Consider the following 24,778-nt stretch of genomic DNA (forward strand, 5'->3'; position numbering starts at 1 on the left):
TCGCTCCTACAGGTAATCGGGTTTCAAGCGGGGATTGATTGCTCCAGCGCCACACCCGCACCCATCAATCCCGAGTACGGCGCCGTCACCAGCCACACCGGAATCCCCTTGAAGTAATCGCTCATGCAACCCTTGTCGGCGAAGCACCGGGCGAAGCCGCTTTCGAGGAAGAAATCGGCAAACCGAGGAATCACCCCGCCAACGATGTACACGCCACCGCGCCCACCGGTGGTCAGCACGTTGTTGCCGGCCACGCGACCGAGCCAGCAGCAGAACTGCTCAAGCACTTCCACGGCAATCGGGTCGCCCGCCAGCCCGGCAGCAGTAATCGCTTCCGGCGTGTCGAGCACCGGTGTGTGCCCATCCACAGCACAGATCGCCCGGTAGACGCGAGGCAAGCCGCCACCGCTCAGGGCTGTCTCTGCACTGACATGGCCAATTTCGTTGAAGATGTGCTGCCAGAGTTGGGTTTCACGCGGACTGCTCAATGGCAGATCGACGTGACCGCCCTCCCCTGGCAACGCGGCAAAACGACCCTCGCCCAGATCGAGCAAGGTGCCGACGCCCAAACCCGTACCCGGGCCAATCACCACCGCCGGGCGCAATGGCTCCGGCGTACCTTCGCAGACCACGCGGAATTCGCCGGGCTGCAAACGGGTCATGCCCAGGGCCATGGCCGAGAAGTCATTGACCAGCAACAGCTGATCCACCTGCAAGGTCTGGCAAAAGCCCTTGCGGCTCAGGCGCCAGTGATTGTTGGTGAACTTGAATTCATCACCACTCACGGGGCCCGCCACCGACAGGCACACCGAACCGATCGAACCCGGCGCCAGCCCCAGGCCATTGAGGTAGAGGCTGATTGCCTCCTCCGGGCTGGGGAAATCTGCTGTCGCCAGCACCTGGACCGATTCCAGTTGCTGGTTTTTCCACAACGCGAAACGTGCGTTGGTCCCACCGATGTCACCGACCAAAGCCAGTTTCAATTAAGCGTCTCCAGGGCAGAAGTAAAGGCGCTGGCGCCCTGCTCCGCCGAGCTGAAGGCCATGCGCATGAAACCGAACAGCTCGCGACCGGTGCCGATGTTGTTACCCAACAGGCCCTTGGCCGGTGTGCGCGCTGCAAATTCTTCGGCGTCCACCTTAAGCTCCAGGGTGCCTTTGACGCCATCGACGCGGATGATATCGCCCTCTTGCACCCGCGCCAAAGCGCCGCCTACGTAAGCTTCGGGGCTGACATGAATGGCCGCCGGGATTTTCCCTGATGCGCCGGACATGCGCCCGTCGGTCACCAGCGCGACTTTAAAGCCGCGATCCTGCAACACGCCGAGGAACGGCGTCATCTTGTGCAACTCCGGCATGCCATTGGAGCGCGGGCCCTGGAAGCGCATCACCGCGACAAAATCCTTTTCCAGCAAACCGGCCTTGAATGCATCGGCCAGGTCCTGCTGATCCTGGAACACCATGGCCGGGGCTTCGACGATCTGGTTTTCCACGGCTACGGCGGAGACTTTCATCACGCCACGACCGAGGTTGCCTTCCATCACCCGCAGGCCACCCTCTGCCGAGAACGCGCGGGCGACTGGGCGCAGGATGCTTTCATCGAGGCTGTCGGTCACGCCTTCACGCCAGACCAGCTGGCCATTGTCGAGGAACGGCTCCTGGGTGTAGCGGCTCAAGCCGTGGCCCATCACGGTGTTGACGTTTTCGTGGAGCAACCCGGCTTCCAGCAGTTCGCGAATCAGGAACGACATGCCGCCCGCTGCCTGGAAGTGGTTGATGTCGGCTTTGCCGTTCGGGTAGACGTGGCTCAGGGTCGGCACGACTTCGGAGAGGTCGGCCATGTCCTGCCAGGTCAACTGAATGCCCGCCGCCATGGCGATGGCCGGCATGTGCAGGGTGTGGTTGGTCGAGCCGCCGGTGGCGTGCAGCGCGACAATCGAGTTGACCAGCGAACGCTCGTCGACGATTTCGCCGATCGGGATGTAGTCGCCATTCTGCTTGGTCAGGCGCGTGACCTGGTGTGCCGCTTCGCGGGTCAAGGCGTCGCGCAATGGCGTGTTCGGGTTGACGAAGGACGCGCCCGGCAGGTGCAGGCCCATGACTTCCATCAGCAACTGGTTGGTGTTGGCGGTGCCGTAGAAGGTGCAGGTGCCAGGGCTGTGGTAGGACTTCATCTCCGATTCCAGCAGCTCTTCGCGGGTCGCCTTGCCTTCGGCGTACTTCTGGCGCACATCGGCTTTCTGCTTGTTGGAAATACCCGAGACCATCGGCCCGCCCGGCACGAAGATCATCGGCAGATGGCCGAAGCGCAACGCGCCCATCATCAGGCCCGGCACGATCTTGTCGCAGATGCCGAGCAGCAGCGCGCCGTCGAACATGTTGTGGGACAGCGCCACGGCCGTGGACAACGCGATCACTTCGCGGCTCGGCAGGCTCAGCTCCATGCCCGGCTCGCCCTGGGTCACGCCATCGCACATGGCCGGGGTGCCACCGGCGAACTGGCCGACGGAGCCGATCTCGCGCAAGGCTTTCTTGATCAGTTCGGGAAAGACTTCGTACGGCTGGTGCGCCGAGAGCATGTCGTTATATGACGAAACTATCGCGATGTTCGCGGAGTTCATCATCCGCAGGCTGTGCTTGTCGTCGCTGCCGCAACCGGCCACGCCATGGGCGAAGTTGGCGCATTGCAGCTTGCCGCGCATCGGACCGTCGCTGGCCGCACCGCGGATCAATGCAAGGTAGGCCTCACGCGTGGCGCGGCTGCGGGCGATAAGCCGTTCAGTGACCTCAAGGACGCGGGGATGCATGTGTAGAACTCCAGGCTAACGGATGTGGCGACCTGATTGTCTATGCTGATCAAAGGCCGGTGTCGATGGGATGACAGACGGTTTATTTGACCATTCGGACCAGTTGATTCAGGTCACTCGTTGTAGATCGAACAAAATATTGCCATCAAAAAGGCTTGTTTTCTATTTTTTTACGAATAATCTTGTAATTCCAACAACAAAACGACGGTAGCGCCGCACTATGACTCTTCGAATCGCAATCAATGGTTTTGGCCGCATCGGCCGTAATGTCCTGCGCGCACTCTATACCCAGGGCTACCGTCAGGATCTGCAGATCGTCGCCATCAACGACCTGGGCGACAGCGCGATCAATGCTCATCTGCTCAAGTACGACACCGTTCACGGCACGTTCGATGCCGATGTCCAGCACGATCAGGAGAGCCTGACGGTCAACGGCGACCGCATTTCGGTCAGCGCCATCCGCAACCCGGCCGACCTGCCCTGGGCCGCGGAAAAGATTGATGTGGTGTTCGAATGCACCGGTCTGTTCACCGACCGGGCCAAGGCCGCCGCGCATATTACGGCCGGCGCGCGCAAAGTGATCATCTCGGCCCCGGCCAAAGGCGCCGACGCCACCGTCGTTTACGGGGTGAACCACGACATTCTGCGCCAATCGCACCAGATCATTTCCAACGCGTCGTGCACCACCAACTGCCTGGCCCCGGTGGCCCAGGTGCTGCATCGCGAGCTGGGAATCGAAAGCGGCCTGATGACCACCATCCACGCCTACACCAACGATCAGCACCTGACCGACGTCTATCACGTCGATCCGTACCGCGCCCGTTCGGCCACCCAGAACATGATCCCGAGCAAGACCGGTGCTGCTGAAGCGGTGGGCCTGGTGCTGCCGGAACTGGCGGGCAAATTGACCGGCATGTCGGTGCGCGTCCCGGTGATCAATGTGTCGCTGGTGGACCTGACGGTGCATCTGAAAAAAGAAGCCAGCGCAGAGGAAGTCAATGCGCTGATGAAAGAAGCCAGCCAGCACTCGAAGATCCTTGGGTACAACACCCTGCCGCTGGTCTCCAGCGACTTCAACCACAACCCGCTATCGTCGATCTTCGACGCCAACCACACCAAATCCACCGGCAAGCTGCTCAAGGTACTGGCGTGGTACGACAACGAATGGGGCTTCTCCAACCGCATGCTCGATAACTGCCTGGCGCTGTGCAACGCTGAATAAGCCCGGAGCAACCATCGATGATCGGCATCAGCTTTACGCAAAAGACCATGGCGGCGCGCAAGCGTATCGCCCTGGTCGCCCATGACCACTGCAAGGTGTTCTTGCTGGACTGGGCCGAACGGCAAAAAGACAGACTGGCCCAGCATGATCTGGTCGCCACCGGCACCACGGGGTTGTTGTTGCAACAACGCCTCGACCTGCCGGTGCAAAGCATGATCAGCGGGCCACTGGGCGGCGACCAACAGCTCGGTGCGCAAATCGCCGAGCAGCGGGTCGACATGCTGGTGTTTTTCTGGGACCCGTTCGAACCCCAGCCCCACGACCCGGATATCAAGGCATTGCTGCGGGTCGCGGCGGTGTGGAACATCCCGGTGGCGTGCAACGAATGCAGCGCCGACTATCTGCTCAGCAGCCCGCTGATGGATCAGGCGCACCTCCATCGGATTCCCGATTACGCCACCTATTTGCAGGGTCGCGCATAAAGCTTCACAAATCAGTACTTGACCACTCGAGTAGATGATAAGCATTATCATCTACTCGAAATGGATCAGGTTCTCCCGTGAGTCAGTCGCGCTTCAACCACGTTTTCCTCGCCCAGCGCACCTCCCTGCTGCGCACGCTGGAACGGATGGTCAACAATCACAGCACTGCTGAAGACCTCCTACAGGAAACCTACCTGCGGGTGACCCGTGCATTGAGCGAACGGGCCATCGATCATCTTGAACCCTTTGTCTTCCAGACGGCGCGCAACCTGGCGCTGGACCATTTGCGCGCGCGGCGCATCCATTCGCGCACCATGGTCGAGGACGTGCCGCAGGAGGTGATGCACAGCGTCGCCGCCCCCACCAGCAGCGCCGAAGACGCCGCCCACGCCGAACAATTGCTGGAGCGCCTGAACGTGAGCCTCAGTGAACTCAGCGCCCGCCAACAGCGAATTTTCATCCTCAGCCGCCTGCACGGGCACAGCTACCAGGAAATCGCCGACGAGCTGAACGTGTCCCTCAGCACCGTGCAGAAAGAACTCAAATTGATCATGTCGATCTGCATCGGGGTTGCCGATCGCTTGAACGCCAACTGAGCGCCAAGGCCCTGCGCTTATCTGGACCGACTGCGCTGATCATCGGGCTTTGCTACCCTTGGCCCACTTTTACGCTTCACTAAAAAAACAGCTGTGCACAGACACTGCCGAGGAAACACCGTGACGGACAACCACCGCTCCCCTGAGCCTTCATCGGCGCAGGACCCCGCAAGCGCGATGGACCAGGCCCTGGACTGGCTGATCGTGCTTGGCAGTCCCGACGAGGAGCAGAGCCGCCAATTCCATGCATGGCTCGACGCCGATCCGTTGAATGCCCAGGCGTTCGCCAAGGCCCAGGCGATCTGGGACGGCCCGCAAGTGGCGCAATGCGCGCAAAGCCTGGCCGCCCGTCCGGCGAAAGTCACTGTCCTCGCCCGTCTGCGTCCGCACTGGAAACCACTGGCCACCGCCGCCGTGCTGCTGCTCGGGCTGTTCAGTTTCAGCAGTTTGCCAATGCGCCTGCAGGCCGATCACCTGACCGTGGTCGGCGAGCGTCAGCGCCTGCAACTGGAGGACGGTTCCAGGGTTTTGCTCAATACCAATTCGGCGTTCTCAAGCACCATCAACGACCAGCAACGTGTTGCCCGCCTGTATCAGGGCGAAGCGTTTTTCGAAGTGCAGGCCAATCGCGGCCAACCACTGGAAATCGACGCCGGCCCCGTCACGGCCAGCGTTCGCGATACCGCGTTTGCCGTGCGCTACCTCGACGGTGTGGCGCAGGTGCGGGTGCAACGCGGCGATGTCGACTTGCGCGCCACCCGGGATGATGCGCGGGTGCGCTTGTCCGCCGGGGAAAGCATTCGCATCGGTCCCAACGGCTTCGACCGGCCGGCCAAGCTGGATGCCGCCACCGACCTGGCGTGGGTCCAGGGACGCCTGGTGTTCGAAAACTGCCCGTTGAACCAGGTGCTGGCAGAACTTCGCCGCTACTACCCGGGCTGGATCATCAACAACAATGAACAGTTGGCCGATATCACCGTAACGGGCAACTACCGCCTCGATCAGCCGCTGGACGTGGTTCGCTCCCTGGCACACATCACCTCGGCCCGGCTCCAGGAATTCCCGGCGCTGGTCATCTTGAACTGAATGAGAATTATTTTTACTCGATAGCCAAACCCCGTACGTCTCGTTATAGCCAATGCAATTGATTCGCATCTCACCATGCCGATCAGCACCTATAAAGATTCGTGCGACACGGAGCGCTATCGATGTCCCCTCGCCTTACCCGCCAAGCCCCTTCACCCTCCCGCGTGCTGTCGCTGCTGACCGCTGCCATCCTGATGGCCGGTACCGCACCGCTCATGGCCGCCACCGCCACCGAGCAGTCGACCCGCAAAATGGGCGACTACTCGTTCGCCATTCCCCAGCAATCACTGGTGTCGGCACTCAATGCCTTTACCGCCGTGACGGGCTGGCAGGTCGGCGTGTCGTCGGAGCTGGCACAAGGTGTGGCCTCGCCGGGAGTACGCGGTTCGCTGTCACCGGAGAAAGCCCTGGAGCGCCTGTTGGTGGGGACCAACCTGGGCTATCGCAAAATGGGCAACAACAGCATCGTGCTGGAAAAGCGCAGTGGTAGCAGCACGCTCAACCTGCAACAGGTGACCATCAGCGCCACGCGGCAGGAACAGTCCGTGGACAGCGTGCCAGCCACTGTCACCGTACACACTCGTGAGGAACTGGACCGCAACAACGTCAATACCATCAAGGATCTGGTGCGTTACGAGCCGGGTGTTTCGGTGGGTGGCACCGGCACCCGTGGCGGGATCAGTGGCTACAACATCCGTGGCATCGACGGCGACCGGATTCTGACCCAGGTCGATGGGGTGGAAATCCCGGATGGTTTCTTCAACGGCCCCTACGCCAAGACCCAACGCAACTACGTCGACCCGGAAATCGTCAAACGCGTGGAAATCCTCCGCGGTCCGGCCTCAGTGCTGTATGGCAGCAACGCCATCGGCGGCGCGGTCAGCTATTTCACCCTCGACCCTGACGACATCATCAAGCCAGGCCAGGACTTCGGCGCACGCCTGAAGACCGGCTACAGCTCGGCCGATGAGAGCTGGCTCAAGTCCGCCACTGTCGCCGGCCGCGCCGGACAGTTCGACGGCTTGCTGCACTTCAGCCAGCGCGACGGCCACGAAACCGAATCCTACGGCAACAACAATGGCACCGGCCTGGCCCGCACTGCGGCCAATCCGGAAGACGTGCGCGCCACCAACGTGCTGGCCAAACTCGGCTGGGACTATAAAGACGATGCGCGTCTGGGCCTGGTTTACGAGAAGTACAAGGACGACCGCGACACCGACCAGAAAAGCGCCTACGGTGGCCCGTTCTTCGCTGGCCAGCCGACCATTCCCGCCAATGTGCTGCCCGGCGGCATGTACCAGTCGCGTACTGGTAACGACACCATCACCCGTGAGCGCTTCGGCCTGGAACACAGCTTCGCCCTCGACAGCCTGCTGGTGGACAACGTCAAGTGGAGCCTGAACCACCAAATCGCCAAGACCGATCAGAGTACCGAAGAGGTCTACTTCCCGGTCACCCGCAAAGTGCTGCGCACCCGGGACACGATCTACGAAGAAAAGCAGTGGGTCTTTGACGCCCAACTGGATAAAAGCTTCAGCATTGCCGACACCGAGCACCTGTTGACCTACGGCACCACCATCAAGCAGCAGAAAGTCACCGGCTCGCGTAGCGGCAACGGCACCTGCCTGCAAGTCGGTCGTGGTTGCACCGCCATCGGCGCGGTAAGCCCGAGCGACGTGTTGAAGAAGGCCACGGACTTCCCGGACCCGACCATCAACACCTACAGCCTGTTTGCCCAGGACGAGATCAGCTGGAACAAATGGACTTTCCTGCCCGGTCTGCGCTACGACTACACCGAGCTCAAACCACACGTCACCCAGGAGTTCCTCAACACCGTGGCCGCCGACGGTCGCGGCATCGTCAGCGAAGACAACAAGACCTGGCATAAAGTCTCGCCCAAGTTCGGCCTGACCTACGCCCTGACCGACAACTACACCTGGTACGGCCAATACGCCGAAGGGTTCCGTACCCCGACCGCCAAGGCGTTATACGGCCGTTTCGAAAACACTACCACCGGCTACCGCGTGGAGCCGAACCCGAACCTGGAGCCGGAAAAAAGCAAAAGCTACGAGACGGGTTTGCGCGGCAACTTCGAGCAGGGCTCGTTTGACGTGGCTGTGTTCTACAACAAGTACCGCGACTTCATTAACGAAGACGCCGTTACCCCGGGTTACGACGAGCTGACGTTCCAGAGCAACAACATCAAGCACGCCACCATCAAGGGTGCCGAGGTCAAGGGCCGTCTGAACCTCGACGCCTTCGGCGCGCCGCAAGGCCTCTACACCCAGGGCTCGGTGGCCTATGCCTATGGGCGCAACGACGACAACGGCGAGCCGCTCAACAGCGTCAACCCGCTGACCGGCGTATTCGGCCTCGGCTACGACCAGGACACCTACGGCGGCTTGCTCAGCTGGACGCTGGTGAAGAAGAAGGACCGCGTCGACAGCACCAGTTTCAAAACCCCGGACGGCACCAGCACCCAGTTCAAGACCCCCGGTTTCGGCATTCTGGACCTGAGTGCGTTCTACAAAGTGACCGACGACGTGACCGTCAGCGGCGGCGTCTACAACCTCACCGACAAGAAATACTGGCTGTGGGATGACGTGCGCGGCTACGACAGCGTCGGCGAAGCCTCGGTGACCCAACCGGCCAACCTCGATCGCCTGACCCAGCCGGGTCGCAACTTTGCGGTCAACCTGATCTGGGATATCTGATCCGCCCATCTCACCGGGCGGTTACATCAAGCCGCCCGGTGAGGATTTTTTACTGTCAGGCGCCTTGCTGTTCGTCTCGTTACCAAGCGCCTCTTCTTTCTCCAAGGAATTGCCATGACTACCCAGGCCACCGAACAACGCCCCAACCTGCGTTCGCAACGTTTGAACCAGATCACCAACGAGCCGCACAGCAAGCTCGATGCCCTGGTCAAGGCCCATGCTCCGTTTGAAACCCCGGCCAATTTCGCCCGCTTCGTGGTGGCGCAGTACCTGTTCCAGTCGGAACTGGTGTCGCTGTACAACGATGCCGAACTGACCGCCATCGTCCCGGACCTGCCGACCCGCTGCCGTGCCGATGCAGCCAGGGCCGACCTCGCGGACCTGGACACCGACGTGCCAGCACCTGTCGCCGGTGCACTGAGGAGCCCGACCAAGGCCGAAGCCCTGGGCTGGATCTTCGTCTCCGAAGGTTCGAAGCTCGGCGCGGCGTTCCTGATCAAGCGTGCCGTGGGCCTTGGCCTGAGCGAAACCTTCGGCGCCCGCCACCTCGGCGAACCGGCCGGTGGCCGCGCTGAAGGCTGGAAGAGCTTCGTCCAGATCCTGGACGGCCTGGCATTCAGCACACAGGAAGAAGCCGACATGGAAAAAGGCGCCATCGACGCGTTCAATCGGTTTACCGTGTTGCTGGAGCAGGCTTACGCCAGCGCCCCGGAAGCCGCCTGACACAACACCGACCCTGTGGGAGCGAGCCTGCTCGCGATGACGGTATTCCAGACAGCATTATCGTCGACTGATACTCCGCTATCGCGAGCAGGCTCGCTCCTACAAAGGGCCGGGTGAATCTGTAAGATCTCCATTCAGCGTCACACGCCACCCCAGAGCCCATGCCTGCCTCTTCAAAACTCTCCCGCCTCCTCTTCGGCCTGCTGGCCTATGTCAGCCTGGGCATCGGCCTTATCGCCATCGTCATACCCGGCCTGCCAACCACCGAGTTCATCCTGCTGGCCGCCTGGGCCGCGACCCGAAGTTCACCGCGCCTGAGTGCCTGGCTGGAAAACCACCGGCTGTTCGGCCCCATCCTCCAAAACTGGCGCAACGGCAAGATCATCGCGCGCCGGGCAAAAATCAGCGCCACGGTCAGCATGCTGTTATGTGCCGGTCTCATGTTGGTGATGCTCGATCACGGCTGGCCGATTTACCTGGCGATAACCGGGATGGGGCTGGGCAATCTGTGGATCTGGTCGCGGCCGGAATCACTGCCGGAACCCATCTGAACAACTCCGCGACTTTTCTTCGTTTTAAAGCGCTTTTCGGCACATTTTCCCGCGCAAACGTTCAACCATTACCGTTCGTCGGGTTGCCCCTCATGTAACCTCAACGCCACGCCGATGTGCATTGATCGGCGCTAAATGGATTTAGCGAGTGAGCCGCAACGGCCCACAGCCCACACTTCATCCATTCGCGAGTTCGCCCTATGTTCGACTCACTGTCCATCCGCCTGAAAATCGTCCTGCTGTCCGGTCTGTGCCTGCTGGGCGTCGTCGCCTCGATAGTGGGCATGAACATCTACCAGACCAATCAGAACGATGACCTGGTCAGCGATTCCAGCAGCACAATGCTCACCGCCAGTGTGCAGGACCTGCTCCAGGCCAAGGCCGCCGAGCAAGCGGTGCGGGTGCAGAAGACGTTCGGTGAAACCCTGACGGTGGTGACCGCGCTGGCGGATCAGATCAAGGACATGCGCACCCTGGCCGCCAAGCGCTCGCTCGAGCCCGGCGCCTTGCGTGAAGAGTTGAACCAGAACCTGAAAACCGCCTTTGAGCGCAACAGCAAAGTGCTGGGCATCTGGCTGGCGTTCGAACCCAACGGCCTGGACGGCAAGGACAGCGAATTCGCCAACGACGCGGCCCGCCAGTCCAACGAGATCGGCCGTTTCGCCACGTACTGGAGCCGCGCCGGCGGTGAGTCGCTGAACACCATCATGGTCGAAGAGGACATGACCAAAACCACCCTGAACCTCAGCGGCAATCCGTACAACGTCTGGTACACCTGCCCGCGGGACAGCAAGCGCACCTGCCTGCTCGACCCCTACGCCGATACTGTCGGCGGCAAGGAAGTGTTGATGACCACCATTTCCGTACCGCTGCTGGTGGATGGCAAGTCCATCGGTGTGGTCGGCATCGACATCGCCCTCGACGCCCTGCAAGCGGCGGCGGTCGACTCCCAGCGCGACCTGTTCAACAGTGCCGGGCACATGCTGATCGTTTCCGGCACTGGCGTGCTGGCCGCCTACAGTGTCGATGCCGGTAAAGTCGGCAAGAACATCGGCGACACCCTGGGCGCCGATGGCAAGGACATCCTGCAATTGCTCGGTAGCGGTGCACCGAAGATTCTCCAGCAAGGCGACCTGATCCGTGCGGTGTACCCGGTCAGCCCGATTGCCGATGCCAAGGCCTGGGCCGTGGTGATCGACCTGCCCAAACAAGTGCTGCTGGCCGACTCGGTGAAGCTGCAAGCGGTACTCGACGATGCTCAGCAAAGCGGCACGCTCAAGGCACTGTCGGTGGCGGTGATTGCCGGTCTGCTCGGGCTGTTGCTGATGTGGCTCACCGCGTCTGGCGTGACCCGCCCGATCAACAGCGTGGCCGACATGCTCAAGGCGATTGCCAGTGGCGACGGCGACCTGACCCAGCGCCTGCACTACAGCAAGCAGGACGAGTTGGGCGAACTGGTGAGCTGGTTCAACCGCTTCCTCGACAAGCTGCAACCGACCATCGCGCAGATCAAGCAAAGCATCACCGATGCCCGTGGCACGGCCGACCAGTCTTCGGAAATCGCCCGCCAGACCAGTGAAGGCATGCAGGTGCAGTTCCGCGAAATCGACCAGGTCGCCACCGCGTCCAACGAAATGAGCGCCACCGCCCACGATGTCGCCAACAGCGCCTCGAGCGCGGCCAACGCCGCCAAGGGCGCCGACCAGTCAGCCCGCGACGGCATGTCGATCATCGAGCGCAGTACCCGCGACATCAATCAACTGGCCGAAGAAGTCAGCAAGGCCGTGACCGAAGTCGAAGCCCTCGCGGTCAACAGCGAGCAGATCGGTTCGGTGCTGGAGGTGATTCGCAGCATCGCCGAACAAACCAACCTGCTGGCGCTCAACGCGGCCATCGAAGCCGCCCGTGCCGGTGAAAGTGGTCGTGGCTTTGCGGTGGTCGCCGATGAAGTGCGCAACCTGGCCAAGCGCACCCAGGATTCGGTGGAAGAAATTCGCCTGGTGATCGAACGCATCCAGAGCGGCACCCGCGGCGTGGTCGCCACCATGCACTCAAGCCAGACCCAGGCCCACAGCAACGCCGGGCAGATCCAGCAGGCGGTCCAGGCCTTGAGCAAGATCAGTGGCGCAGTCACCGTGATCAGCGATATGAACCTGCAAATCGCCAGCGCCGCCGAGCAGCAAAGCGCCGTCGCCGAAGAGGTCAACCGCAACGTCTCGGCGATCCGCACCGTCACCGAAACCCTGACCGGCCAGGCCACCGAATCAGCGCAGATCAGCAGCCAGCTCAATTCCCTGACCACCCAGCAAATGAAGTTGATGGATCAGTTCCGCGTTTAAAAAATCGCCACATCCCCCCTGTGGGAGCGAGCCTGCTCGCGAAGACGGCAGCCCATGCAACATCAATGCGGCTGACACACCGCCTTCGCGAGCAGGCTCGCTCCCACAAGGTTTCACATGATCCGGCCATGTTTTGGACTAAGATCTGGCTCTCGCTCCGGAGGGCCCTTCGATGACTGATCTGCTCACGTCCATTCAAGCCGCACTCGGTTTGCCTCACACCCCGATTCCATTCACGTCCAGCGGCGCCCTGCCCTCGGCGTTTGCCGTCACGGACCTGGCCTGCGCCAGCATCGCTGCCGCCGGCCAGGCCGCCAGCGAACTGCTGCACCAGCAAACCGGGCACCTGCCCGGTCTTGAGGTCGACCGACGCCTCGCATCATTCTGGTTCGCAACCTCAATTCGCCCGCTTGGCTGGAGCGTTCCGCCGTTGTGGGACCCGGTAGCCGGTGACTACGCCACCCGCGATGGCTGGATTCGCCTGCACACCAACGCGCCCCATCACCGCGCCGCTGCCGAAAGCGTGCTGGGTGCCTGTGCCGACCGCGCAGCGATGGCCGGCCAAGTGGCCCGATGGGCGAAAAGCGAGCTGGAGCAGGCGGTGGTCGATGCCGGTGGTTGCGCCGCCGAAATGCGCACCTGGGAACAATGGCAGGTCCATCCTCAAGGCCAGGCAGTGAATGCCGAACCCTTGATTCTGTTCGCCAACCACCCAAGCCAGAACCGCAAACCGTGGACAGGTTCAGTGGCTCGACCACTGGCCGGCATCAAAGTGCTGGACTTGACCCGAGTACTGGCAGGCCCCATCGCCAGTCGCTTTCTGGCAGGCCTGGGCGCCGATGTCCTGCGCATCGATCCGCCGACCTGGAACGAGCCGGGGGTGGTGCCGGAAGTCACGTTGGGAAAACGCTGCGCGCGTCTTGATTTGAACGACAGGTCCGACCGCGCGGTATTCGAATGCCTGCTCAAGGACGCCGACATCCTGCTCCACGGCTATCGCGCCGATGCACTGGAGCAACTTGGCCTGGGCATGGATGAGCGCCGGCAACTGAACCCCGGCCTGATCGATGTTTGCCTCAACGCTTATGGCTGGAGCGGCCCTTGGCAAAACCGACGGGGCTTCGACAGCCTGGTGCAGATGAGCAGTGGCATTGCCGAAGCGGGCATGCGCTGGAAGCAGGCGGACAAGCCGACGCCATTGCCGGTACAGGCCCTCGATCACGCCACCGGGTATTTGATGGCGGCCAGTGCGATCAGGTTGTTGGCGCAGCGGTTGAACGACGGTACGGGGGGCTCGGCGCGATTGTCGTTGGCGCGTACGGCGAGGTTGTTGATCGAGCATGGGCCGGGGACGGATGAGGCTTTACGCACGGAGGATGAGCAGGATCAGGGGTTGATGGTGGAGCAGACTCCGTGGGGGCCGGCGCATCGGTTGCACGCTCCATTGAAGATCATCGAGACGCCGCTACAGTGGGCATTGCCCGCGACTGAACTGGGTTCACATCCCGCGCAGTGGTGGTGACTTTCAGATAGCCATCGCGAGCAGGCTCGCTCCCACAGGTGACCGGGTTTTCCCGGCCAACCGCGATCAAATGTGGGAGCGAGCCTGCTCGCGATGGCGCCAGTGGAGACAACACTAAACTCGCTCCCGCTCAGTCCGCCCGACTCAACGAAGTCCACAGCACCTGCGCTGCATACCCTCGATAAGGCCGCCAGCTTTCAGCTCGCGCCAAAAGCTGCCTGGCTGTCACCGGCCCACCTTCCAGCGCCGCCAACGCGTTGATCAACCCCACGTCGCCATTGGGAAACCCATCCATCTCCCGCAACTGACGCAAGGCAATGTATTGCGCCGTCCAGTCACCAATCCCGTGCAAGGCCAGCAACCGCACTACGCCCCCCTCCCGACCGGCCTCAAACAATCGCGGATCATCGAGCAGTGCCTGAGCCACCCCCGACAAGGTCCGGCCTCGGCTCTTCGGCATGCCCAGCGCTGCCAGATCTGCGTCTGCCAAAACGCTGACCTGGGGAAAAACATGGGTCAATCCCGGCAGTGCTGAACTTAACGGCGTGCCGTACTGCGCAACCAGTTTGCCCGCCAACCGGATCGCCGCCACCACCGTAATCTGCTGCCCCAATACCGCACGGATCGCCAGTTCCAGCCCATCCCACGCCCCCGGTACACGCAACCCGGGGCGCTCGGCAATCAACCGCGCCATCAGCGGATCAACCGCCAGGTGCCGGTGAATCGTGGACAGGTCGGCATCCAGGTCGAACATCCGCCGCACTCGCGCAACGATCTCGGGCACGGCAGCAGCATCCGGAAAGTCCAGATTCAGCTCCAGTGCATCGGATGCAGCAGGCTGGATCGAAAACGTACCGTGAACACCATGCAAGTCGATGCTGCGCGAGTAGACACCCTCGACCACCGTTTCCAGGCCAGCAATCGCTCGCGCCGACAAGAACCCCAGCATCGCCGGCCAGTCATAGGGTGGTTGATACGCCAGCAACGCCTTCACAGACTGAGCAAGCCGCTGTACAACCCATAAGCCGCCAGCCCCGCACCACCGATGACACAGGTGAAAATGCCTTTCTCGACCACCGTGAACAGTGGTTTGCCCTGCTCATTACGTGCCTTGGCAAACAGGATCACACCCGGCGCATACAGCAACGCCGACAGCAGCAAATACTTCAGGCCGCCGGCATACAGCAACCACACCGCGTAGCCCAGGGCGATGCCACCGATCAGCAGGTCCTTGATCCGCTCGGCGGGTGCCTGTTGATAGGTTTCACCCCGTGCGCACAACAACACCGCATAGGCCGCCGACCACAGGTACGGCACCAGAATCATCGAGGACGCCAGATAAATCAGGCTGGTGTAGGTGCCGGCGGAAAACAGCGTGATCAGCAAGAACAACTGAATCATCGAGTTGGTCAGCCACATCGCATTGACCGGCACGCGGTTGGCGTTTTCCTTGGTCAGGAATGCCGGCATAGTCTTGTCTTTCGCCGTGGCGAACAGGATTTCGGCGCACAGCAACGCCCAGGACAACAAGGCCCCCAGCAGCGAGACCGCCAGGCCGACACTGATCAGCAACGCCCCCCAGGGGCCGACGATATGTTCAAGCACCGCCGCCAGCGAGGGGTTCTGCAGTTTCGCCAGTTGCGGCTGGGTCATGATCCCCAGCGACAGCACGTTCACCAGCACCAGCAGCGCCAATACCCCAATGAACCCGATCACCGTCGCGCGGCCCACGTCGGAGCGTTTCTCTGCCCGGGCCGAATAGACACTGGCGCCCTCGATACCGATGAACACGAACACGGTGACCAGCATCATGTGCCGGACCTGATCCATCACGCTGCCGAACTCCGGGTTATTGCGCCCCCAGATATCGAGGGTAAAGATGTCCGCCTTGAACGCCACGGCGGCGATCACGATGAACATGATCAGCGGCACGATCTTGGCCACGGTGGTCACCTGGTTGATGAACGCCGCCTCCTTGATCCCGCGCAGCACCACAAAATGCACGGTCCAGAGCAGCACCGAAGCGCAGACGATGGCGATCGGCGTGTTGCCTTCACCAAAGACCGGAACGAAATAACCGAGGGTGCTGAACAGCAGCACGAAGTAGCCGACGTTACCCAGCCAGGCGCTGATCCAGTAGCCCCAGGCCGAAGAAAACCCCATGTAGTCGCCGAACCCGGCCTTGGCATAGGCGTACACCCCGGAGTCCAGCTCCGGCTTGCGATTGGCCAGGGTCTGGAACACGAACGCCAGGGTGAGCATGCCGACGGCAGTGATTGCCCAACCGATCAGGATCGCCCCGGCATCGGCCCTGGCCGCCATGTTCTGCGGCAGGGAAAAAATCCCGCCGCCGATCATCGAACCCACCACCAACGCGATCAATGCGCTCAGGCGAAGCTTGCTCGGTGATTGCGACATCGCTCCATCTCCATTTTTTGGGGGCGGCAACTGCCGCGAAGTCGTCACATAACGGGCGTCAACTAAACTGATGAAGAGTAATAACGTTTATTGGATAACGCCAACAAGCCTCTTTTTTACTTGCACAAAATGGCTATTTTGACACCGATATAATCATTTGTTTTATACGGGTTTTTAATACATCAATTCTGTACAAAAAACGCATGAATAAAACTTGCAGATTCTGAAAACCCAACTAGCGTAATAATTCGAAACAAATACCAAAAGTGCTAAAACAAACTGCAAAAGGCTCTAGAACAGGCATTACAGGCAGCAACACTGTAAATGATGGCACTCCGCCAACAAACTGGGAACGCTCTCATTTAGTGATCTAAGTCAGCTGATTGAGCAGTCAACGGAATTAGTCTGTTGCCTCTCTTCTCCTGCATTGGAGTCATGCAATGTCTGAAGCTCCCGGAAAACTGAAACTCGGCGCGCTCGTTGCGTTAGTCGTGGGTTCGATGATTGGTGGCGGAATATTTTCCCTGCCACAAAACATGGCGGCCAGCGCGGATGTCGGCGCCATTCTGATCGGTTGGGCGATCACCGCCGTCGGCATGCTCACCCTGGCGTTCGTGTTCCAGACCCTGGCCAACCGCAAACCCGATCTGGATGGCGGGGTTTACGCCTACGCCAAGGCCGGTTTCGGCGACTACATGGGTTTCTCGTCCGCCTGGGGCTACTGGATCAGTGCCTGGCTGGGCAACGTCGGTTACTTCGTCTTGCTGTTCAGCACGCTCGGCTACTTCTTTCCGCTATTTGGGGAGGGGAATACCCCTGCCGCCGTGATCGGTGCCTCGGTGCTGCTCTGGGCCGTACATTTCCTCGTACTGCGAGGAATAAAGGAAGCTGCGTTCATCAACCTGGTGACCACCGTCGCCAAGATCGTGCCGCTGCTGCTGTTCATGTTGATCGCGTTGTTCGCCTTCAAGCTGGACATCTTTACCGCCGACATCTGGGGCCTGAAGAACCCGGACCTGGGCAGCGTGATGGATCAGGTGCGCAAGATGATGCTGGTCACCGTGTGGGTGTTCATCGGCATCGAAGGCGCGAGCATCTTTTCGGCCCGGGCGGAAAAACGCAGCGACGTGGGCAAGGCCACCGTGATCGGCTTTGTCACCGTGCTGCTGTTTTTGGTCCTGGTCAACGTGCTGTCGCTGGGGATCATGACCCAGCCGGAACTGGCCAAGTTGCAGAACCCGTCGATGGCCGCCGTGCTGGAGCACGTGGTCGGTCACTGGGGTGCGGTACTGATCAGCGTCGGTTTGATCATCTCGTTGCTGGGGGCGTTGCTGTCGTGGGTGCTGCTGTGCGCGGAGATCATGTTCGCCGCCGCCAAGGACCACACCATGCCGGCGTTTTTGCGCAAGGAAAACGCCAACCATGTACCGGTCAACGCCCTGTGGCTGACCAACGCCATGGTCCAGGTTTTCTTGATCATCACGCTGTTCTCGGCCAGCACTTACCTGTCGCTGATCTACCTCGCCACCTCGATGATCCTGGTGCCTTACCTGTGGTCGGCGGCCTACGCCTTGCTGTTGGCGGTGCGTGGCGAAAGCTACGAAGGCGCGGCGGGCGAGCGGCGCAAGGATCTGATCATCGGTGCGGTGGCCCTGATCTACGCGATCTGGCTGCTGTACGCCGGCGGCATCAAGTACCTGCTGCTGTCCGCCCTGCTCTACGCCCCCGGCGTGATCCTGTTCGCCAAGGCCAAGCTGGAAATCAACAAACCGGTTTTCACCAACGTCGAGAAGCTGCTCTTCGCTGCGGTGGTCGTCGGCGCCGTGGTGGCGGCCTACGGTCTCTACGACGGTTTCCTGACCCTTTAGCTCCTGTTTCCAGGAGCACTACCCTGTTTTGTCATCTGGAGGATCACTGTAATGACCAAGGAAAAAGTTAAGTTCGGCGTCCATTCCGAAGCCGGCAAACTGCGCAAAGTCATGGTTTGCTCCCCAGGCCTGGCCCATCAGCGGCTGACCCCGAACAACTGCGATGAACTGCTGTTCGATGATGTGCTGTGGGTGGCCCAGGCCAAACGTGACCACTTCGACTTCGTCACCAAGATGCGCGAACGCAACATCGATGTGCTGGAAATGCACAACCTGCTGACCGACATCGTCGCCATTCCCGAAGCCCTGGACTGGATTCTGGAACGCAAGATCACCGCCAATTCGGTGGGCCTGGGCCTGATCAACGAAACGGCCTCGTGGCTGCGCAGCCTGGAGCCGCGCAAGATCGCCGAGTTCCTGATCGGCGGCGTATCGGGCGATGATTTGCCCACCAGTTTCGGTGGCAAGGCCATCGAGATGTTCCGCGACTTCCTCGGCAACTCCAGCTTCATCCTGCCGCCGCTGCCCAACACCCAGTTCACCCGCGATACCACCTGCTGGATCTACGGTGGCGTCACCCTCAACCCGATGTACTGGCCGGCGCGCCGTCAGGAAACCCTGCTGACCACCGCCATCTACAAGTTCCACCCCGAGTTCACCAACGCCGACTTCCAGATCTGGTACGGCGACCCGGACAAAGAACATGGCAACTCCACCCTTGAGGGCGGTGATGTGATGCCGATCGGCAACGGCGTGGTGTTGATCGGCATGGGCGAACGCTCGTCGCGCCAGGCCATTGCCCAACTGGCGGTGAACCTGTTCAAAAACAAGGCGGTCGAGAAAGTGATCGTCGCCGGCCTGCCGAAATCCCGCGCGGCGATGCACCTGGACACCGTGTTCAGCTTCTGCGATCGCGACCTCGTCACGATCTTCCCGGAAGTGGTGAACCAGATTGTCGCCTTCACCCTGCGTCCCGATGAAAGCAAGGCGGGTGGCATCGACATCCGCCGCGAAGAAACCAACTTCCTCGACACCGTCGCCCAGGCCCTGAACCTCAAAGCGTTGCGCGTGGTGGAAACCGGCGGCAACAGCTTCGCCGCCGAACGCGAGCAATGGGACGACGGCAACAACGTGGTGGCCGTGGAACCGGGCGTGGTCATCGGCTACGACCGCAATACCTACACCAACACCCTGCTGCGCAAGGCCGGCGTGGAAGTGATCACCATCAGCGCCGGCGAACTCGGCCGGGGACGGGGCGGCGGCCATTGCATGACCTGCCCGATCATCCGCGACCCAATTGACTACTAACCTATTGCCTTGGCTCGCGCTGCCCCCTACCCAAGGGCATGCCCAGGCCAAGGGGACAACCGACACCTTAGGAGATCCAAAATGGCGTTCAATATCCATAACCGCAATCTGCTGAGCCTGGAACACCACACCCCTCGCGAATTGCGCTACCTGCTCGACCTGTCCCGCGACCTCAAGCGTGCCAAGTACACCGGCACCGAACAGCAGCATCTCAAGGGCAACAACATCGCGCTGATCTTCGAAAAAACCTCGACCCGCACCCGCTGCGCGTTCGAAGTCGCCGCCTATGACCAGGGCGCCAACGTCACCTACATCGACCCGAACTCTTCGCAGATCGGCCACAAGGAAAGCATGAAGGACACCGCCCGCGTGCTCGGGCGCATGTACGACGCCATCGAGTACCGTGGCTTCAAGCAGGAAATCGTCGAGGAACTGGCCAAATTCGCCGGCGTGCCGGTGTTCAACGGCCTCACTGACGAGTATCACCCGACACAAATGATCGCCGACGTGCTGACCATGCGTGAACACGCCGACAAGCCGATCCACGAGATCAGCTACGCCTACCTGGGCGACGCGCGCAACAACATGGGTAATTCCCTGTTGCTGATTGGCGCCAAGCTCGGCATGGACGTGCGCATCTGCGCGCCCAAAGCCCTGTGGCCGGCGGACGACCTGGTGGCCCGCTGCAAACAGTACGCAGAAGAAAGCGGCGCGCGCATCACCCTCACCGAAGACCCGAAAGCCGCCGTCAAAGGTGTGGACTTCATCCATACCGATGTGTGGGTGTCGATGGGCGAGCCAGTCGAAGCCTGGGCCGAGCGCATCCAGCAACTGCTGCCGTATCAGGTCAACGCCGAACTGATGAAAGCCACCGGCAACCCGCGCACCAAGTTCATGCACTGCCTGCCGGCGTTCCACAACAGCGACACCAAGATCGGCAAGCAGATTGCCGAGCAGTACCCGCACCTGAAGAACGGCATCGAAGTGACCGATGACGTGTTCGAGTCGCCTGCCTGCATCGCCTTCGAGCAAGCGGAAAACCGCATGCACACCATCAAGGCGATTCTGGTGTCGACGCTGGCGGATCTCTAAAGAACGGAGCCCGGTCAATGTGGGAGCGAGCCTGCTCGCGATTGCGGTTAGACATTCAACATTGATGTCGACTGACACATCGCCTTCGCGAGCAGGCTCGCTCCCACAAAGGGATCGAGTCTCCCGCTTACCTCTTTGCTCAGAAGGACTGCACCATGCGTATCGTCGTTGCTCTGGGCGGTAATGCCCTGCTCCGCCGGGGCGAACCCATGACCGCTGACAACCAGCGCGCCAACATCCGGATCGCCACCGAACAGATCGCCAAGATCCATCCCGGCAACCAACTGGTCATCGCCCACGGCAATGGCCCTCAGGTCGGCCTGCTGTCATTGCAAGCGGCGGCCTACACCTCTGTCTCCCCTTACCCGCTGGACGTGCTCGGTGCCGAGACCGAAGGCATGATCGGCTACATCATCGAACAGGAACTGGGCAACCTGCTGGACTTCGAAGTGCCCTTCGCGACCCTGCTGACCCAGGTCGAAGTCGATGCCAATGACCCGGCCTTCAAGAACCCGACCAAACCCATCGGCCCGGTCTACAGCAAGGCCGAGGCGGAACAACTCGCCGCCGAGAAAGGCTGGGCCATTGCCCCGGACGGCGACAAATACCGCCGCGTGGTCGCCAGCCCGAAACCCAAACGCATCTTCGAAATCCGTCCGATCAAATGGCTGCTGGAAAAAAGCAGCATCGTGATCTGCGCCGGCGGTGGCGGCATTCCGACCATGTATACCTCGCCCGGCAAACTCGAGGGCGTCGAAGCGGTCATCGACAAGGACCTGTGTTCGGCGCTGCTGGCCGAACAGCTTGAAGCCGATCTGCTGGTGATCGCCACCGACGTCAACGCCGCCTTCATCGACTTTGGCAAACCCACGCAGAAAGCCATCGCCCAGGCGCACCCCGACGAAATGGAAAAACTCGGTTTCGCCGCCGGCTCCATGGGACCGAAGGTGCAGGCAGCCTGCGAATTCGCACGCCATACTGGAAAAGTCGCAGTGATCGGTTCGCTCGCGGACATCGAAGCGATCGTCCAGGGCAAGGCCGGCACGCGCATCAGTACGGCGACACCGGGCATCAGCTATCAGTAACCGAAACTGCGGGGCAGGCCTGAGGCCTGTCCTGATTCAAGATCTTTTGAAGGAGAGTCAACAATGGCAACGTTCGAGCCGGGTCACCTGCACATCGAGCGACACGCGCTGAACAAGGATGACGTCAGCTACAACATCTACCTCGACTATGAAGTCAGCCAGGATCCCAAGGAAGGCAAAGGGATGCTGTTCAAGATGCACGGCAGCATTCAGAACAAGGACATGAGCGAGTCGTTCTTCCTGCCCAAGGACATGGCCTATAACTTCGCCAGCAACGTCACCAAGATTGCCGAGAAGCATGGCATCCCGAAAACCCATAGCAACATCGGTTCGGTCCACAAGCATTACGACGCGATGTTCGAAGATGTGCGGGTGCAGTTGAACATGAAATCGGGCGACCCGGTCAAACCCGAGCACCTGGAATAACCCGGTCTCCAAGTGGAAGCTTTATCTGTGGGAGCGAGCCTGCTCGCGAAAGCGGTGTATCAGTCACTTTCAATGTTGCCTGACACGACGCCTTCGCGAGCAGGCTCGCTCCCACAAGGGGATCATCAGCGCATTGAAGTCCGCGCAAAATTTCACCATTAGCCCGCCCCAAGGCATACTTGCCACCCTCCGCACTGCAGACCCCAAGACCGCCCCATGCGTATCCACGTCAGCTTCATCGACCGCGTCGGTATCACCCAGGAAGTCCTGGCCCTGCTCGGTGGGCGCAATCTGAACCTGGATGCGGTGGAAATGGTCCCGCCCAATGTCTATATCGACGCCCCGACCCTGAGCCCGCAAGTCCTCGAGGAACTGCGCGATGCCCTGTTCAGCGTGCGTGGCGTGCAAGCGGTGACGGTGGTCGACATCCTGCCCGGCCAGCGCCGGCACTTGCAGCTCGACGCGCTGCTGGCGGCCATGACCGACCCGGTGCTGGCACTGGACAGCGATGGCAAGGTGCTGCTGGCCAACCCGGCCCTGATCGCCCTGTACGGCCGCGAACCGGACGGTGAAAGCGTGGCCGAGCTGTTTGCCGACCCGGCCTTGCTCGACGCCCTGCTCGAACACGGCTTTCGCCTGCCGCTGCGGGAAATCACCGTCAACGGCCAGACCCTGTTGCTCGACGCCACACCGATCACCGACGCCGGCGCCCTGCTGACCCTGTATCAACCGAACCGCATCGGCGAACGCCTTTCCGCGCTGCACCATGACCACGCCGAAGGTTTCGATGCCCTGCTCGGCGAGTCCCCGGTGATCCGCACCCTCAAGGCGCGCGCCCAGCGGGTGGCGGCCCTCGATGCACCGCTGCTGATCCAGGGCGAAACCGGCACCGGCAAGGAGCTGGTGGCCCGCGCCTGCCACGCCATCAGCGCCCGGTACAGTTCACCCTTTCTGGCGTTGAACTGCGCGGCATTGCCGGAGAACCTCGCCGAAAGTGAGCTGTTCGGCTACGCTCCCGGCGCTTTCACCGGCGCGCAACGAGGCGGTAAGCCGGGGCTGATGGAACTGGCCAACCAGGGCACGGTGTTTCTCGATGAAATCGGCGAGATGTCGCCGTATTTGCAGGCCAAATTGCTGCGATTCCTCAACGACGGCAGTTTTCGCCGGGTCGGCGGCGACCGGGAGGTCAAGGTCAACGTTCGGATCCTCAGCGCCACCCACCGCGACCTGGAAAAAATGGTCAGCGAAGGCCTGTTCCGCGAAGACCTGTTCTATCGCCTCAACGTCCTCAACGTCGAAGTGCCGCCCCTGCGCGAACGCGGCCAGGACATCCTGCTGCTGGCCCGCTATTTCATGCAGCAGGCCTGTGCGCAGATCCAGCGCCCGATCTGTCGCCTGGCGCCGGGCACTTACCCGGCGCTGCTGGGCAACCGCTGGCCGGGCAACGTGCGGCAATTGCAGAACGTGATCTTCCGTGCCGCGGCGATTTGCGAAAGCAGCCTGGTGGACATCGGCGACCTCGACATCGCCGGCACTTCGGTGGCCCGCCAGGGCGACCATGACGTCGACAGCCTGGAACAGGCCATGGACGAATTCGAAAAAACCCTGCTGGAAAAACTCTACGCCAGCTATCCCTCGACCCGGCAACTCGCGACCCGCCTGCAAACCTCCCACACGGCGATTGCCCATCGGTTGCGCAAGTACGGCATACCCAACAAGGCCTGAGGCCTGACACCGAACAACTGTGGGAGCGAGCCTGCTCGCGATGACGGACTGACAGCCACCATCGATGTCGACTGAACAACCGCTATCGCGAGCAGGCTCGCTCCTACAGATTCCTCCGTCATCCGAAAAACCGCGCCAAAAACGACCTCCACCTGTACTGAAAGCGCTACAGCGGAACGATATCGCTACACCCCTCTCCGATCACGGCTGTGCAAGGCTTTGATCCACCTCGGCTTTTATCATTGACATATGCCGTATCGATTTCGCTACAACGATTGATTTTCAGCGTTTGTCGAAACCACCTAAATCATTGACCAATAACAAGAAAAACAACATTGGCCGCGTTCTTGCTATGTACTCCTCATAACCCGGGCATCGCCCAAGCATTCAATCGCGTCCACCAGACGAGTCTGGCCCCTTAGGAGTTTCCATGAGCGAGTTGCGTTTTACTGAAGATCACGAATGGCTGCGCACCGAAGCTGACGGCAGCGTCACGGTCGGCATTACCGCTTTCGCACAGAACGCCCTGGGCGACGTGGTTTTCGTTCAACTGCCTGAGCTGCAGTCCTACGACAAAGGCGCCGAAGCCGCCACCGTGGAATCGGTCAAGGCTGCCAGCGGCGTGTACATGCCGCTGGACGGCGAAGTGCTGGAAGTGAACCCGGCGCTGGACAGCAGCCCGGAACTGGTCAACGAAGATCCGCTGGGCGAAGGCTGGTTCTTCCGCTTCCAGCCAAGCGACGCCTCGGCTGTCGCCCAACTGCTGGATCAGGACGCCTACGACCGCCTGATCAAAGCCCAAGCCGAAGCCTGAG

The 24,778-nt window shown here is 61.1% G+C and carries 20 protein-coding genes; 16 read left to right on the plus strand and 4 right to left on the minus strand.

Features of this window, described 5'->3' with window-relative positions; translation table 11 throughout:
* Positions 1-23: 23 nt before the first annotated feature.
* Together WHX55_RS24640 and edd are read right to left on the minus strand one after the other, a co-directional pair.
* Positions 24-983 carry a glucokinase gene (locus tag WHX55_RS24640; RefSeq protein WP_150754431.1) on the minus strand — a complete coding sequence of 320 codons (960 nt, stop codon included), beginning with the start codon at positions 981-983 and terminating at the stop codon, positions 24-26.
* Positions 980-2,806 carry a phosphogluconate dehydratase gene (edd, locus tag WHX55_RS24645; protein ID WP_150757904.1) on the minus strand — a complete coding sequence of 609 codons (1,827 nt, stop codon included), beginning with the start codon at positions 2,804-2,806 and terminating at the stop codon, positions 980-982. The genes WHX55_RS24640 and edd overlap by 4 nt, the downstream gene beginning before the upstream one ends.
* A 220-nt stretch (positions 2,807-3,026) precedes the next feature.
* On the opposite strand from edd, the gene gap reads away from it, so the two are divergent.
* From gap to WHX55_RS24690, 9 genes are all read left to right on the plus strand, one after another.
* The gene (gap, locus tag WHX55_RS24650) at positions 3,027-4,028 is read left to right on the plus strand and encodes a type I glyceraldehyde-3-phosphate dehydrogenase (RefSeq protein ID WP_150726688.1); all 1,002 of its coding nucleotides are present in this window, start codon (positions 3,027-3,029) and stop codon (positions 4,026-4,028) included.
* A 17-nt stretch (positions 4,029-4,045) separates the two neighbouring features.
* Positions 4,046-4,510, plus strand: coding sequence for a methylglyoxal synthase (locus tag WHX55_RS24655; protein ID WP_057713543.1), 465 nt, complete (start codon positions 4,046-4,048; stop codon positions 4,508-4,510).
* A 77-nt stretch (positions 4,511-4,587) separates the two neighbouring features.
* A complete protein-coding gene (locus WHX55_RS24660) occupies positions 4,588-5,106 on the plus strand; it encodes a sigma-70 family RNA polymerase sigma factor (protein ID WP_150754433.1) in 519 nt (172 codons plus the stop codon).
* Between the two features lie 120 nt (positions 5,107-5,226).
* Positions 5,227-6,192 (plus strand): FecR domain-containing protein, encoded by a 966-nt coding sequence (locus tag WHX55_RS24665; protein ID WP_150754434.1) that lies wholly within the window; start codon positions 5,227-5,229, stop codon positions 6,190-6,192.
* Positions 6,193-6,314: 122 nt separating this feature from the next.
* Complete coding sequence (locus tag WHX55_RS24670; protein ID WP_353741505.1) at positions 6,315-8,906, plus strand: TonB-dependent receptor; 2,592 nt, start codon at positions 6,315-6,317, stop codon at positions 8,904-8,906.
* Positions 8,907-9,020: 114 nt separating this feature from the next.
* On the plus strand, positions 9,021-9,629 hold the full coding sequence (locus WHX55_RS24675) for a biliverdin-producing heme oxygenase (RefSeq protein WP_353741506.1): 609 nt from the start codon (positions 9,021-9,023) through the stop codon (positions 9,627-9,629).
* Between the two features lie 161 nt (positions 9,630-9,790).
* Complete coding sequence (locus tag WHX55_RS24680) at positions 9,791-10,180, plus strand: YbaN family protein (protein ID WP_353741507.1); 390 nt, start codon at positions 9,791-9,793, stop codon at positions 10,178-10,180.
* 200 nt (positions 10,181-10,380) lie between these two features.
* Positions 10,381-12,519, plus strand: a complete 2,139-nt coding sequence (locus WHX55_RS24685) for a methyl-accepting chemotaxis protein (RefSeq protein ID WP_353741508.1) — start codon at positions 10,381-10,383, stop codon at positions 12,517-12,519.
* Positions 12,520-12,691: 172 nt separating this feature from the next.
* Positions 12,692-14,041: a CoA transferase gene (locus WHX55_RS24690; RefSeq protein WP_353741509.1), complete on the plus strand. Its 1,350-nt coding sequence runs from the start codon at positions 12,692-12,694 to the stop codon at positions 14,039-14,041.
* Positions 14,042-14,171: 130 nt separating this feature from the next.
* On the opposite strand, the gene WHX55_RS24695 is transcribed toward WHX55_RS24690, so the two are convergent.
* Together WHX55_RS24695 and arcD (WHX55_RS24700) are read right to left on the minus strand one after the other, a co-directional pair.
* Positions 14,172-15,035 (minus strand): DNA-3-methyladenine glycosylase, encoded by an 864-nt coding sequence (locus WHX55_RS24695; protein WP_150754441.1) that lies wholly within the window; start codon positions 15,033-15,035, stop codon positions 14,172-14,174.
* Positions 15,032-16,459 (minus strand): arginine-ornithine antiporter, encoded by a 1,428-nt coding sequence (arcD, locus tag WHX55_RS24700; RefSeq protein ID WP_150726699.1) that lies wholly within the window; start codon positions 16,457-16,459, stop codon positions 15,032-15,034. Before arcD (WHX55_RS24700) ends, WHX55_RS24695 begins: the two co-directional genes overlap by 4 nt.
* A 440-nt stretch (positions 16,460-16,899) precedes the next feature.
* Here arcD (WHX55_RS24700) and arcD (WHX55_RS24705) point away from each other — a divergent pair, with 440 nt between their 5' ends.
* From arcD (WHX55_RS24705) to gcvH, 7 genes are all read left to right on the plus strand, one after another.
* Positions 16,900-18,327, plus strand: a complete 1,428-nt coding sequence (arcD, locus tag WHX55_RS24705; protein WP_150754443.1) for an arginine-ornithine antiporter — start codon at positions 16,900-16,902, stop codon at positions 18,325-18,327.
* 51 nt (positions 18,328-18,378) lie between these two features.
* Entirely contained in the window at positions 18,379-19,635 is a 1,257-nt protein-coding gene (arcA, locus tag WHX55_RS24710; RefSeq protein WP_150757911.1) for an arginine deiminase, read from the plus strand.
* Between the two features lie 81 nt (positions 19,636-19,716).
* Complete coding sequence (locus tag WHX55_RS24715; protein WP_046042231.1) at positions 19,717-20,727, plus strand: ornithine carbamoyltransferase; 1,011 nt, start codon at positions 19,717-19,719, stop codon at positions 20,725-20,727.
* Positions 20,728-20,882: 155 nt separating this feature from the next.
* The gene (gene arcC, locus WHX55_RS24720) at positions 20,883-21,812 is read left to right on the plus strand and encodes a carbamate kinase (protein ID WP_150726702.1); all 930 of its coding nucleotides are present in this window, start codon (positions 20,883-20,885) and stop codon (positions 21,810-21,812) included.
* A 63-nt stretch (positions 21,813-21,875) separates the two neighbouring features.
* Positions 21,876-22,238, plus strand: coding sequence for a DUF5064 family protein (locus tag WHX55_RS24725; protein WP_150757912.1), 363 nt, complete (start codon positions 21,876-21,878; stop codon positions 22,236-22,238).
* A 216-nt stretch (positions 22,239-22,454) separates the two neighbouring features.
* On the plus strand, positions 22,455-23,963 hold the full coding sequence (locus WHX55_RS24730; RefSeq protein ID WP_150754447.1) for a sigma-54-dependent transcriptional regulator: 1,509 nt from the start codon (positions 22,455-22,457) through the stop codon (positions 23,961-23,963).
* A 430-nt stretch (positions 23,964-24,393) separates the two neighbouring features.
* Positions 24,394-24,777: a glycine cleavage system protein GcvH gene (gcvH, locus tag WHX55_RS24735; protein WP_008047373.1), complete on the plus strand. Its 384-nt coding sequence runs from the start codon at positions 24,394-24,396 to the stop codon at positions 24,775-24,777.
* Position 24,778 lies beyond the last annotated feature (1 nt).

The sequence above is a fragment of the Pseudomonas fluorescens genome, from assembly GCF_040448305.1.
Classification (GTDB): domain Bacteria; phylum Pseudomonadota; class Gammaproteobacteria; order Pseudomonadales; family Pseudomonadaceae; genus Aquipseudomonas; species Aquipseudomonas fluorescens_BH.

What these genes read in the sequence shown, in the direction of transcription:
- edd (WP_150757904.1), bottom strand. Translation starts at nt 2,806, where the DNA reads ATGCATCCCCGCGTCCTTGAGGTCACTGAACGGCTTATCGCCCGCAGC.
- gap (WP_150726688.1), top strand. Translation starts at nt 3,027, where the DNA reads ATGACTCTTCGAATCGCAATCAATGGTTTTGGCCGCATCGGCCGTAAT.
- WHX55_RS24655 (WP_057713543.1), top strand. Translation starts at nt 4,046, where the DNA reads ATGATCGGCATCAGCTTTACGCAAAAGACCATGGCGGCGCGCAAGCGT.
- WHX55_RS24670 (WP_353741505.1), top strand. Translation starts at nt 6,315, where the DNA reads ATGTCCCCTCGCCTTACCCGCCAAGCCCCTTCACCCTCCCGCGTGCTG.
- WHX55_RS24675 (WP_353741506.1), top strand. Translation starts at nt 9,021, where the DNA reads ATGACTACCCAGGCCACCGAACAACGCCCCAACCTGCGTTCGCAACGT.
- WHX55_RS24680 (WP_353741507.1), top strand. Translation starts at nt 9,791, where the DNA reads ATGCCTGCCTCTTCAAAACTCTCCCGCCTCCTCTTCGGCCTGCTGGCC.
- WHX55_RS24685 (WP_353741508.1), top strand. Translation starts at nt 10,381, where the DNA reads ATGTTCGACTCACTGTCCATCCGCCTGAAAATCGTCCTGCTGTCCGGT.
- WHX55_RS24690 (WP_353741509.1), top strand. Translation starts at nt 12,692, where the DNA reads ATGACTGATCTGCTCACGTCCATTCAAGCCGCACTCGGTTTGCCTCAC.
- arcD (WP_150726699.1), bottom strand. Translation starts at nt 16,459, where the DNA reads ATGTCGCAATCACCGAGCAAGCTTCGCCTGAGCGCATTGATCGCGTTG.
- arcD (WP_150754443.1), top strand. Translation starts at nt 16,900, where the DNA reads ATGTCTGAAGCTCCCGGAAAACTGAAACTCGGCGCGCTCGTTGCGTTA.
- arcA (WP_150757911.1), top strand. Translation starts at nt 18,379, where the DNA reads ATGACCAAGGAAAAAGTTAAGTTCGGCGTCCATTCCGAAGCCGGCAAA.
- WHX55_RS24715 (WP_046042231.1), top strand. Translation starts at nt 19,717, where the DNA reads ATGGCGTTCAATATCCATAACCGCAATCTGCTGAGCCTGGAACACCAC.
- arcC (WP_150726702.1), top strand. Translation starts at nt 20,883, where the DNA reads ATGCGTATCGTCGTTGCTCTGGGCGGTAATGCCCTGCTCCGCCGGGGC.
- WHX55_RS24725 (WP_150757912.1), top strand. Translation starts at nt 21,876, where the DNA reads ATGGCAACGTTCGAGCCGGGTCACCTGCACATCGAGCGACACGCGCTG.
- WHX55_RS24730 (WP_150754447.1), top strand. Translation starts at nt 22,455, where the DNA reads ATGCGTATCCACGTCAGCTTCATCGACCGCGTCGGTATCACCCAGGAA.
- gcvH (WP_008047373.1), top strand. Translation starts at nt 24,394, where the DNA reads ATGAGCGAGTTGCGTTTTACTGAAGATCACGAATGGCTGCGCACCGAA.